This window comes from Paraflavitalea sp. CAU 1676, assembly GCF_029223285.1.
GTDB lineage: Bacteria > Bacteroidota > Bacteroidia > Chitinophagales > Chitinophagaceae > Paraflavitalea.
The window spans coordinates 80,199-93,350 of sequence record NZ_JARHUJ010000009.1; the positions used below are offsets into that span (position 1 = coordinate 80,199).

The 13,152-nt window shown below is 49.5% G+C and carries 6 protein-coding genes; 2 read left to right on the top strand and 4 right to left on the bottom strand.

Annotation, left to right across the window (positions count from 1 at the left end; genetic code table 11):
• Nucleotides 1-45: 45 nt before the first annotated feature.
• Nucleotides 46-7,227 (top strand): cell surface protein SprA, encoded by a 7,182-nt coding sequence (sprA, locus tag P2H89_RS27520; RefSeq protein ID WP_275833183.1) that lies wholly within the window; start codon nucleotides 46-48, stop codon nucleotides 7,225-7,227.
• Nucleotides 7,228-7,380: 153 nt separating this feature from the next.
• Nucleotides 7,381-7,971, top strand: a complete 591-nt coding sequence (locus P2H89_RS27525) for a porin family protein (protein ID WP_275833186.1) — start codon at nucleotides 7,381-7,383, stop codon at nucleotides 7,969-7,971.
• A 171-nt stretch (nucleotides 7,972-8,142) separates the two neighbouring features.
• On the opposite strand, the gene P2H89_RS27530 is transcribed toward P2H89_RS27525, so the two are convergent.
• The 4 genes from P2H89_RS27530 to P2H89_RS27545 form a co-directional block, all read right to left on the bottom strand.
• A complete protein-coding gene (locus P2H89_RS27530) occupies nucleotides 8,143-8,652 on the bottom strand; it encodes a hypothetical protein (RefSeq protein WP_275833188.1) in 510 nt (169 codons plus the stop codon).
• A gap of 127 nt (nucleotides 8,653-8,779) precedes the next feature.
• Nucleotides 8,780-9,544, bottom strand: coding sequence for an SDR family NAD(P)-dependent oxidoreductase (locus P2H89_RS27535; RefSeq protein WP_275833190.1), 765 nt, complete (start codon nucleotides 9,542-9,544; stop codon nucleotides 8,780-8,782).
• A 90-nt stretch (nucleotides 9,545-9,634) separates the two neighbouring features.
• Nucleotides 9,635-12,301: a PKD domain-containing protein gene (locus P2H89_RS27540; protein WP_275833192.1), complete on the bottom strand. Its 2,667-nt coding sequence runs from the start codon at nucleotides 12,299-12,301 to the stop codon at nucleotides 9,635-9,637.
• Nucleotides 12,302-12,339: 38 nt separating this feature from the next.
• Nucleotides 12,340-13,146: an alpha/beta hydrolase gene (locus P2H89_RS27545; RefSeq protein ID WP_275833194.1), complete on the bottom strand. Its 807-nt coding sequence runs from the start codon at nucleotides 13,144-13,146 to the stop codon at nucleotides 12,340-12,342.
• Nucleotides 13,147-13,152: the final 6 nt, after the last annotated feature.

The following is a 13,152-nucleotide window of genomic DNA, read 5'->3' on the forward strand; positions in this document are numbered from 1 at the left end:
TATCGCAAACGGAATTCTACCTTACTAATTCTTGGAGAAAAAAGATTGGTCCGCAAATTCAACCACATTAGCTTAACGGCCTTTTGTAGTGCTGCCTTGTTTGTCCTGTGCTGTTCGTCAGCACTGGGTTTCCAGCAACCTGCACCTGCTCAGCCAACCCAACAGCGTTCTGCAACAGACACGCTCAAGTATCCCATTCATGATCGTAGGGGAGATAAATTTTCCAATCCGACAAGGACTTCCTTCGACCTGAAAGATCCTGTAAACATTAGTGATTCAGTTATTTACGATCCTAAGACCAGGCAATATTATATTATTGAGAAGATTGGCAGCTTCTATTACCGGAAGCCCACCTATCTTACTTTCGACGAATTCATGGCCCTGCAATCGAAGAAAATGGAGCAGGATTATTTTAAGAAGCGCTCCAATATCCTTAGCAGCCTGAATAAGAAACTGATTCAGCCCAAATTGTCGGTCACCGATAACCTGTTCAACCGCATCTTCGGCAACGGTAAGGTCGAGATCAGGCCGCAGGGTGAGGTAAATATCCTGGCCGGCTATCAGGGGCAGAATATCAAGAACCCGGCGCTTCCCGAAAGAGCCCGCCGCAATGGTGGTTTCGATTTCGACATGAACGCCAACCTGAGCGTGATCGGGAATATCGGCGACAAGCTGAAACTGCCCATCAACTATAATACCCTCGCCAACTTCGACTTCGAGAACCAGCTGAAACTAGACTATACCGGCACCGACGATGAGATCATTAAGCGCATCGAAGCGGGCAATATTGCTTTCTCTTCAAAAGGCTCGCTGATACCGGGCGCACAACAGCTTTTTGGTATCAAAACGCAGCTGCAATTCGGCAAGCTGTTCGTAACAGGTGTGCTGGCCAATCAACGCTCACAACGCCAGTCCATTGGCGTACAGGGTGGTTCGTCCAGCATGTCGTTCGAGTTCAAGGCCAATGATTATGAAGAGAACAGGCACTTTTTGATGGCCCAATACTTCAAGGACAACTTCAATACGGCCATGTCCAAACTGCCGGTCGTTACCTCCCAGGTGCAGATCCTGCGGGTGGAAGTATGGGTAACCAACCGGAACGGATCGACCACAGAAACCAGGGATATCGTTGGTTTGATGGACCTTGGCGAGCCGAAACCCTTTAATGGGAATATTGGCCCGGGTACGCCAACGCCCAACGGATTGCCCGATAACAAAGTAAATGACCTTTATCAGCGATTGTGGTCGGACCCTGCCAGCCGTAATTCCTCGTCCGTTACCGGCAAGCTGAATTCGATGGGACTGAGGGCGGTACAGGACTTTGAAAAGACCTTTGCCCGTAAGCTGAACCCCACTGATTTTTACTTCAACCCTCAGGTAGGGTTTTTGTCGTTAAGTCAACCCCTGCAGCCCGACGAAGTGCTGGGTGTAGCCTTTCAATATCAATACAACGGAAAGATCTACCAGGTGGGTGAGTTTTCACAGGACGTGACACCCGATACTACCACCAATGTTTCCGGTACTCAAAAAGTATTGTTCCTTAAGTTGTTAAAGGCGACCTCGCAGCGCACCAACCTTCCTTTGTGGCAACTGATGATGAAGAACGTATACTCTTTGAAATCTCCCGACGGTAGCTACCTGTCGAGCATTCAACCGGGCGATTTCAAGCTGAACGTGTTGTATGAACAACCCAGCCTTGGTAAAAAGCGTTTCCTGCCAGAGGGTGATAAATCGGGTGTTCCCCTGATCACGGTGCTCAACCTCGACCGGCTCAATGCCCGGAACGACCCATTACCCGATGGGGTCTTTGATTATATTGAAGGATTTACGGTCATGTCGCAGCAGGCCCGTATCATCTTTCCATTCCTGGAACCTTTTGGTGAAGACCTTGCCAAGCAGGCTTTCCCGTCCAGTTCGCAGGACATCCGGGATAAATATGTGTACTACCCGTTATATGATACTATTAAAGAAATAGCCAAGACATACGCCAACCTCGACCGCTACATCATTCAGGGTACCGCGAAAGGAAGTTCTGCCTCCGAAATACAGCTAGGCGCCTTTAACGTGCCGCAGGGCTCGGTGTCGGTAATGGCGGGTGGCCAGGTTTTGAGGGAAAATGTAGACTTCGTAGTAGACTATAGCCTCGGCACGGTGAAGATCATCAACCAGGCCATTCTCAGTTCCGGACTGCCCATCAATGTTCAGTTCGAGAACAACGCGGGGTTTGGGATTCAGCAGCGAAGTTTTATGGGGCTGCGGCTCGACTATATGGCGAAGAATACTGCCCGCGAGTCTTTACAGATCGGTGGTACCGTGGTGCGCCTTGCTGAACGACCTTTCTATACCAAAACGGCTTACAACGACGATCCCATCAAGAACACCATGTATGGGCTCGACTTTAACTACCGCACAGAAGCTCCCAAGCTGACACGCTGGCTCGATAAACTACCTTTCTATAATGCTACTGAGATGAGTACGATCACCGCCTATGGTGAGGCTGCTTATCTGAAGCCCGGTCACCCCAAACAAATTGGCGAGGGTAAAAGTGGTTTGATCTTTATCGATGATTTCGAGGGCGCCCGCAATGCCATCGATCTGCGTTTCCCCCTGGTGAACTGGGGCCTGGCGTCAACGCCTGCGGGCAATGGCCTATTCCCGGAAGCGGAATACCGCGACTCTTTGCCTTATGGTTACAACCGCGCCAAGATCGCCTGGTATAATATTGAACCAGTACTGCAGGATAAAAGAGCACCCAATAACCCGGTGAGGGGGTACGAGGATTTCAATGATCCGCGCGTTCGCCCCATTACGGTGACGCAGATATATCCCAATCGTACACCCGATCTGGGGCAGGCACAATTGGTGACTTTCGATATGGCTTATTATCCTACCGATAAAGGGCCCTATAATTTCGACGCTCAGAAAGTAACTGCGAATGGAAAGCTGCTGAATCCCGAAAAGAGATGGGGTGGTATCATGCGCGGCATCGACCAGGTTGACTTCGAGACCGGCAACGTCGAGTTCATTGAATTCTGGCTGCAGGATCCTTATCTCACCAACCCCACGAGCAGCGGTGGCGAATTGTATTTCAACCTCGGTAATATATCGGAAGATGTATTGAAAGACGGCAAGCGTTTCTTCGAGAACGGTATCAGCGGTGCTGTTACCAAAGCACTCGAAGACTCCACGACCAAATGGGGCAAAGTGCCTGCCAACCCCATTCAGGTTACTTCGGCTTTCAGTAACGACCCTGCCGATCGTCCCTTGCAGGATGCTGGCTTCGATGGTTTGGATGACGATGCCGAACGCAGGAAGTTCCAGGAATACCTGAACAGGCTGGCTGGCACTTTTGGTGTAAACTCTGCCATTTACCAAAAAGCTATCCAGGATCCTGCAAATGACAACTTCCTGAACTATCGTGATCAGGACTATGACGAAACCAAAACGGGGATACTTGGCCGTTACAAGCAGATCAATAGTCCGCAGGGCAACTCGCCGGTGGCCAATTCAGGCTCCGAGTTTGTGAGTGCCTTCACCCTTTATCCCGACCAGGAAGAATTCAACCGGGATAATACCCTTAATGAACTGGAAGAATACTTTGAGTATAAAGTTGATCTTAAAAGAAGCGAGTTCCAGGTGGGCCGTAACTTCATTACTGACAGTATTGGCTTCACGCCCAGCGGCGGAAAGCCTGAAACCTGGTACCTCTTCCGCATACCGATCTCCGAATACCAGAATAAGGTGGGTAATATTCCCGATTTCAAATCGATCCGTTTTATCCGGATGTATCTTACTGGTTTTACGGACTCTGTAGTACTGCGTTTTGCCAAGCTTGAACTGGTGCGCAACCAATGGAGGCGTTTCAATTATGAGCTGGATACTGCCGGCCAGTATGTGCCCATTCCCGACAACTCGCCAACTACCTTCAAACAACTGGCAGTAAATATCGAGGAGAATGCCTCCCGCGAACCTATTCCTTATAGAACACCTCCCGGCGTAGTTCGTCAGCAACAATTGAGTAACAACAACGTGAATGTGTTGATGAACGAGCAGTCGTTGAGCATGCAGATCTGCGGGCTACCCCTGAAAGATTCTAGGGGTGTGTTCAAGACCATGAACCTCGACCTGCGCCAGTATGGCCGCCTGCAAATGTACTTGCATGCGGAGGCGGTGAACTCCAGTACCGATATCAAGGATGGTGAACTTTACGGTGTGATCCGTTTGGGTAACGACCTGATCAATAACTATTATGAGGTCAAGATCCCATTAAAGATATCGCCCTGGTACACCAAGGACGATGAGCTCATCTGGCCTTCTCAGAACGAACTTGACCTGGAGCTGCAGCGCCTGATCAAGCTGAAAGTGGTGCGAAACAATATCAGCAACAACGGCACCTATTTCAGGCAGGTGGATGCTGACGGTAAGGAATATGCCCTGTTGGGTAATCCGAACCTGGGTGAGGTACGTGTGATGTTTGTGGGGGTTGAGAACCGCCGCCACAACAATGCCTGCACCGAAGTGTGGATCAACGAGCTTCGCCTGAGTGAACTCAATGAGAAAGGCGCCTGGGCTGCTACCGGCCGGATCGACTTTAAACTATCGGACCTCGGAACTCTATACATTTCGGGAAGCGCTCATAGCCAGGGTTTTGGTACGCTCGAGCAGAAGATCAACGAGCGCTCGCGCGAAGACTTTACACAGTTTGATGTAGCTACCCAGCTCGAGTTGGGTAAATTGCTGCCGCAAAAAGCAGGTATCTCTATTCCGTTCTACGCGAGCTATTCCAAAACAGTGAGTTCACCTCAATACGATCCTTACGACCTCGATATTCAACTCAAGGATAAGGTGAAGGCGGCGCCCGGCGAGCAGAAGGACTCCATCCGCAATGATGCGGTAGATGTGCGGACCATCAAGTCGGTCAACTTCACCAATGTGAAGAAGATCAACACGACGGGTAAGAAGCAACAATTATGGAGCATCGAGAACATCGATGTAAGCTACTCCTACTATAAAGAAGAACAACATAACCCGTTGATCGAAAACAATGCGGTGGAGCGTCATCGTGCGGGACTGGGATACAATTATTCCTCTACGCCCAAGTATTGGGAACCTGCCAAACGTCTGTTCAAATCAAAGTCGCCGTGGTTGGCACTGGTCAGGGATTTCAACATCAACCCGCTGCCGTCGTTGCTGGGCTTCCGGGCGGATATCAACCGTCAGTTCGGCGCCTTCCGTCCGCGCAATGTGGGTGAGCCCAAAGGAACGTTGCCCGAGACTTTCGATAAATATTTCACTTTTGATCGTATCTATAACCTTCGTTGGGATCTTACCAAATCGTTCAACATCGACTTCACAGCTACCAATAAGGCCTGGATCGATGAAGACAGCGGTAGGCTGAACAAGGAAGGCAAGAAGCGTATGTGGGATAACCTGTGGAAAGGTGGCCGTACCATTGCTTATATGCAAACGGCTAATTTCTCGTACACGGTGCCGATCAATAAGATCCCGGCATTGGATTGGACCACGCTACGTGCCAACTACGTAGCTTCCTTTAACTGGATCGGTGCCTCGCTGATTGCCCGTAACCTCGGTAATACGATCTCCAATACGCAACAAAAGGGATTGACTGCCGAGTTTGATTTTACGCGCTTGTATAGTAAGTCGAGACTACTAAGGGCCTTTGATGAAGAGAGTACCAATGGTCCGGCGGCGCCCGACCCCAATGCCAACAAAAGAGATACCAGTGGCAAAAAGCAAAAGGTAAAACGTGATCCCAACGAACCATTGCACCTGGGCGGCGGAATGAAATTTGCCGGCCGGTTCCTGACCATGTTCAAGCGTATGCAGATCCAGTATACGGAGAATGCGAGTGCGAATATCTTCGGCTATACCGATAGCACACAGCATTTTGGTATGAACTTCAAGTCGATGGCGCCCGGTTTGGGATTCGTATTCGGTAAGCAGCCCGATACGACCTTTATCAATACCATGGCCAAGAAGGGGTGGTTAACTTCCGATTCGCTGTTCAACTTCCAGAACATGCAGGACTATTCGCAGAAGATCGCTATTACCGCACAGCTGCAGCCGATCCGCGATCTGATGATCGATATCAATCTCGATAAACAATTCGGTAAGAACTACCGTGAGTTGTACAAAGATACTACGGGTACCGGCCTGCATTTTTCGCGCCTGGCACCTTATACGGCGGGTAGCTTCAGCGTTACCTGGATCGCTTTCAGGACGCTCTTCACCCCGACGAGCCCAACAGAGGTTTCTGAAACGTTCAAGACCTTTGAAAGCAACCGGATCATTCTGTCGAAGCGCCTGGCAGAGCAGAACCCTTATTGGCAACAATTGCCCGATGCCCAGAAGATACAGGCCGACGGTTACTATTATGGTTATAACCGCTATGCACAGGATGTGTTGGTGCCAGCCTTTATTGCGGCTTATACCGGTAAGGACCCGATGAGTGTATCGTTGCTCAAACAGAGCAATTCCAATATCCGCTCCAATCCTTTCTCGGGTTACCTGCCCAAACCCAACTGGGCTATAACATACACCGGATTGACGCGTATTTCCGGGCTTGAGAAGATCTTCTCCAGCTTCAGCATGTCGCACCGATACAATAGCCACCTGAGTATGAACAGCTATAACTCGGCGTTGCTGTACCAGGATCCGTACGCTTATAACTATCCTGGCTTCTATGATTCTACCTCGGGCAACTTTGTGCCTTATTTCCTGGTGCCGAATATTTCGATCGATGAAAGGTTTGAACCGTTGATCGATTTCGATATGCAATTCACCAACCAGGTTACTGCCCGTTTTGGTTTCAAGAAATCAAGAACGCTGAGCTTGAGCCTTATCGACTTCCAGTTGAGTGAAGCGCGCTCTACCGAGTTCGAGATCGGCGCCGGTTTCCGCAAGCGCGGTCTTTTCTCTTTCATCAAATGGAAGGGTAAGCCGCTCGATAACGATGCCAGCTTCAGACTTGATTTCAGCATCCGTGATGATATCACTTCCAATAGCAGGCTCGATCAAACGCAGGCTTTGCCAACAGCCGGACAAAAGGTGATCACCATCAACCCAACGATCGATTATGTGGTGAGTAACCGTGTTAATATCAAATTTTACTTTGATCAACGGCGGGTGATACCCAAGATTTCGACTTCGCCTCCCAACACGAATACAAAGGCAGGTGTTCAGATACGTATCTCACTTGCCCAGTAAATACCAATGACTTACTTATCAAGAGCCGCGCAGTAACCACTGCACGGCTCTTTTTTTGTTTCTTCTTCTCCACAAGTATGAGAATTGCAGAGGCCATTGGGTAGCCACTATCGGCTGGTCCTGAACAAAAATGTATTCACAAAAAAAATGAGTATGAAAAAGTTAATCCTTGCTGCGTTGATACTGACAAGTGTTACGGGCTTTGCGCAGACCTTCCAACTGGGTATTAAGGGAGGTGTCAACGTGAGCAATTTTACCGGGGGCGATTTTAAGGATCTTGATAATAAAGCGCTGGTTGGCTTTCACGCCGGCGGTTTCGTTACTTTCTTTTTGGGTGACAACTTCGCCATACAACCTGAAGTGTTGTTCTCCACGCAGGGTGCCAAGCTGGAAAATGCCGGCAACGAACAAAACCTGAAGGTGAGTTATGTGAACGTGCCTGTGTTGCTGAAATACCGTTTTACGGGCGGTTTCTACCTCGAAGCTGGTCCTCAGTTCGGTTTCAAGGTAAGCGAAAAAACAGATGACATGCAGATCGATGATTTTGCCAAGAGTACCGATGTTTCTATTGCCGGTGGCCTGGGCTTCCATAGTAATATGGGGCTAGGTATCGGTGCCCGTTATACTGCCGGTATTTCGAAAGTAGGTGACTTCGATTCTCAGGACATTGATCCAGATTTCAAGAACGGCGTTATCCAGGTGAGCTTGTTCTATACCCTGTTCAACAACAACAAGAAGAAATAACAAAGATTTATTGCTTGCTTACGAAAACAATTAGCGCCTCCGTCTACAGTATGGCGCTCCTTCACTCAAAGCCCGATGGTTGAAATAAAAGCGGGGGCCTGTTTAGGGTCCCCGCCATTTGCTGTCATCAATAGTAAATATGTTCGATAAGCTGCTTGTTTAATGTTATTATTAGCGTGTGCTACGCGCTTCGGGTTCACCGGTGCCGCTCTTCTTCAGCAGCATCACATAACCGCAAAGTTTCTTCTTCTTCTTGTTGATCTGTACCGGCTTGATCATGTGGTACTCTGTAAACTGCGGCACATAGTTGTAGGTAATAATATTCCCATCAATATCACCCCACTGGTTCCGTTTGTACACAACCTGCTTTTCGTTCCAGTCGTACATACGAACTTCATACAGTCGGGAGGTAGGGTCGCCAATGAATACAAACTGGTATCCGGTGCCCTGGTTCATTGGCATCACGATCGGCATTTCAAACTCGCTTTCCATCATCATGGATGCTTCGCGTAATACGGTGAAGCCCTGGGATGCGTACACTTGTTTGAGACTGTCGACTGTTTGTTGATAGGGATTGCCACCTTCACAGCTTTGCTGTTTGATGACGTCTTGCGCCAATAATGCGTTGGAGAATAAAAGGAGTAAGACGGGTAGTATGGTCTTACGTAAGGTCTTAACCATAACGAACGGTTTTTTTAGGGATGTGGATTACGATTCGAATCAAAAATACTCAAATCATCCAGAAATCACAATCCTTCCCGCTATTTTCACCGGCTGCTAGTAGATTGCCTGTAAATCAATGTCTTAATTAGTGATCCTTAAACAGATACATCGAATTGGCCTGTGCCGTACAAGTCATTACCAGGTCGTTTATGCATACGTGGGCTGGCAAAGTTGTGGTGTAATACACAACATCGGCCACGTCGCCTGCCGTTAATGGATCATAGCCTTCGTACACTTTCTTTGCCTGATCGCCATCACCTTTAAAGCGTACGTTGGAAAACTCGGTATCTGCTGCACCGGGATGTATGACGGTAACCTTGATGCGGTGACGCAGCAGGTCGATACGCATGGCCTGTGACAAGGCATTCACTGCATACTTGGTAGCGCAATAAGTGTTCCCTTTTTCATACACTTCTTTGCCGGCTGTGGAGCCGATATTGATGATGTGCCCCTGTCTGCGTTCTATCATGCTGGGGATCACGGCCTTGCTCATGTACAAGAGGCCTTTGACGTTGGTATCGATCATGGTATCCCAATCTTCGATCGAGGCTTCGTCAAAATAGTCTCTTCCCAGTGCCAATCCGGCATTGTTTACCAACACATCTATCGCCTTCCAGGCGGCCGGCAGTTGATCGATGGCATCGAATGCGGCCTTTTTGCTACGTACGTCGAATGAGAGGGCTATTACTTCCACGCCATAGGTGGAGGTAAGTGTGTCCTTCAGTTCCTGCAGTCTTTCTGCACGACGGCCTGTAATGACCAGATTATACCTATTGGAGGCAAACTTGATGGCGATGGCTTTTCCAAAACCGGAGGTAGCCCCCGTGATCAACGCTATTGGTGACGACATGCGATGGTAATTTTAGTGGCTGCAAGCTACTACAAAGAAGCGAGTTATGAGGGCTGGTGCGTGACTGATGCCGGCGATGTTGGCAGGTTCTCAACGCAGCAGGTAGGCCACCCCTTTCTTGACGACTGTTTTGCCGGTGAAATCTTTTCCTCTTACTTCCCAAACATACATGCCCGAATCCTGCGGTTTGCCGCCCAGTTTTCCATCCCAGCCTGCTCCGTGTTGTACGGTTTGGAAAACCATCTGTCCCCAGCGGTTGTAGACGCGGAAGTATTCTATCCGGGTGATACCCACGGGCAGTGGGCGCAGTAAATTGTTTTGATTTCCATCGGGCCTGAATGCATTGGGCACAAATATTTCCGGACTGGTGTGGAATACCCGGATATTGATCGTATCCAGGTCAAAACATCCCTCTGCCGTGTACACGCGCAACTGGTATTGGTGGTTGACGGGCAGGTTGGCTATGGGATTGGATATATCATTGCGGTTGAGATAGAGGCTAGGGGTCCATTCGTAAAAGTCGGCGCCTCTGCCATTGAGGTGCAGTGGTTCATTGATGACTACTGCAGTATCGTTGCCTGCAAAGGCAAACAATTCATCCCTGACGATTACTCTTACCGTATCACGTTTTGGTTTGGGGCATCCCAGGGTATCCCGAACAGTGAGGACATAGTCGGTGGTGATCCGAGGATAGGCGAAGGGATCCAATACGGTGCGGTCGCTGAGCGTATTGAAGGGGGACCACTGGAAGGTGTAGCCAATCATAGAGGCATTTAACCTGGTCGTATCATCATAACAGATGATCGCGTCGTCCCCGGCCTTTGCAGTGGGGTAGGGAACGGTCTTTACCTGCAGGTTGTCGCGGGCCGAACACTTACCGATCTCTGCCAATACCGAGTAGGTAGTAAATTGATCGGTGGGTGCTACCAATGGATTTTTGGCATGTATATCATTGATGGGGCTGGGCGATGGGTTGGAGGTCCAGGTGAATTTGAGCCCATCGGTAGCCGGCAGTAATTGCAAGGTATCGGATAAGCAAATGGTGTCGTTGGGGCCGGCATCGAGTGTAACGAAACCCACTACCCGAACACGTACGAAGTCCTCACTTACGCAGCCGTTCTCATCGAGCTGCACTTTATAGGTAGTGGTGGTTTGTGGAAACACCAATGGGTCGGGCGTGTTGGCCCTTGTGATCCTGTTCTGTGGCGACCAGGTGAATATGCCATTGCCCGAAGCATGGAGCTGCAGGGTGTCCTGTACATTTTGGTTGCTGCAGATGAGGGTATCCTTGAAAGCCAGTGTTATCGGTGGCTTATCGCGTACATCTGCATTCAGGGTCAGCGTATCGATACAGCCATTGTTACTTTCGACGATGAGAGTGACCGGTTTTTGGCCGATGCTGCTGTATTGCCAGGATGGTGCTTTGCTGTGCGATGTGTCGCCAATGGTGGTTTCATCGCCAAAGTTCCAGGTCCATTTATTTGAGTAACCCCATTGGGAGGTAGTAAGGTCATTGAACTGAATGGGCTTTAATACGCAGGTACCCGTGATGCTGAAATTGGGAAAGAACCCGGGATACACCTTGGCGAGGGTAGTGGTAGAGTCTACGCATTGACCGGCCAGGATCACTTTAAGTTTTATGACATAGGTGCCGGTATCGCGGAACTTGTGCATCATGCGGCCTTCAACATCCATGGTGGTGTCGGATTTGGTGCCATCGCCATAGCTCCAGATGTACATGGAGTTGGCTGGGTTCACCTGTTCGTTGCGGAAGGTAACCATGAAGTCGTCGCAATAATGATAATCTGGTTTCAACAGGGCTTTCAATGGTATGCAATCCGATACGCGGATGTGAATGTCTTTGCGGTGTATGTTGATCAACACTTTGTCGCGGTATTCATAAGCGCAGGCGGTTACTACATATTGGCCTTCTGTGCTGGGGGCTATTCCTGATAACAGACCAGTCCTGGGATTGATTTCGACATCGATGCCCAATGGATTGGATCCGCTGTAAGGTGACCGGTAGGGAATGGAATTATAGGGCGGAGGAGCTGCCGGGTTGGGCTGTGCACAGGTATAACAATTGGGGCTGGCACTGCCGGGGCCTCCGCCATTGTAGGCATTGCAAAGGCGATATACTACAGAATCTCCATCGGGATCATTGGCAGAGAAGTCGAATGTAAAGTTTGAGCCATAACAGATGGCTACCGCATCGTGCGGATTGAACTGCGGACTGGAGTTCTTGTATGCTGGTTTGGTAACGCCGTTGACTGTGCCGGGTATGGTGCACATGTAAGTGGCGCCGTAATCGTTGCTGCGATTGGGCATGTTCTGGATATTCTCGATACGGCAGCAGCGTTGATAGGTGATCGTATATCCGGCGGCAGAAACGGGCAGGTCGATAGTGGTGGTAAAATATCGCAACCGGTAGCATACATCGCTGGGAGGGTTGGATATACAGGGGTTGGAGCTGGGATCGTAGGTGATCCTTTCATCCTTGGTGAGGTCTACTATGATGTTCCTGATCTGGGCATTGGTTGACCGGTCGAATACGGTAAAGGGGGCAGTGCCTTCCACCTGTCCGCCCTGGGAGTTACAATCGATGTACAGTTTGAGGGTAACGATATACCGGGCCATGGTGGGGGTGGAGTTGACGCTGTCGTATACATAGTACATTTCACCGCCCCTTACATGCGCCGCATAGAGGGGCTGGATAAGGCAGGATATAAATAAAGATATTAGTAAGAATTTCTTCATGTAATAACCTGCTCCCTATAGCAGTTTAGTGAAAAAACTCAAGCGTTTGCGAGGAATCCGATCAGTAGCTGATTGCTTTTCTCCGGTTCTTCGAGCATGCCCATATGGCCGGATTCCTTCAGCAGGTGAATGTATGACAAGCTTGGCAGGTAACTCTGTTGCATCGTGTGTTCCTTAGGTATTGCCGTATCATATTCGCCTGCAATGAATAACACAGGATTGGTGGATTTTCTTAATACGTCGGTCCGGTCGGGCCTGGCCATCATGGACTTGTAATATTGTACGAGCGATTCGGTTGAAAAGTTGGAGTACCGGTCAACTATTTCCTGTACCACAGCAGGCTGGTCCTTTTTGAAGGCAGGGGCAAACATATTGGGCGTGGTTTGCTGGATGAAAAGGGCGCCTCCGTGCTGCAACATGAATTCGATGCCTTTTTGCCGGGTGGTCTTTTTCTCCTCGCTATCTGCATAGGCGGTGGAGTGGAAAAGGCCGATCGCCTTCAGCTTTTCAGGATACATTTCGGCAAAGGCCAGGGTTACATAACCTCCCATACTGTGGCCTATCATGATCACCTGCTGTTCTTCGGGCAATTCTGCTGTCAGGATCTCCTTTACGGATTGGGCCAGTCCCTCCATGCTCATATCGGCGGTGGCGCCGGAGCGGCCGCTGCCGGGCAGGTCGGGTATGATCAACTGGTATTGCGATTCGAGGGCGGCCGTTTGATGCTGCCAGATGGTATTGTCTTCGGCAAATCCATGCAGCAATATTACGGGGGTGCCGTTTCCGGTAACCCGGTAAAATAATGCGTGGCCGTCGATGTCTATGAACTTCTCAGTTGCTGCCATACTATA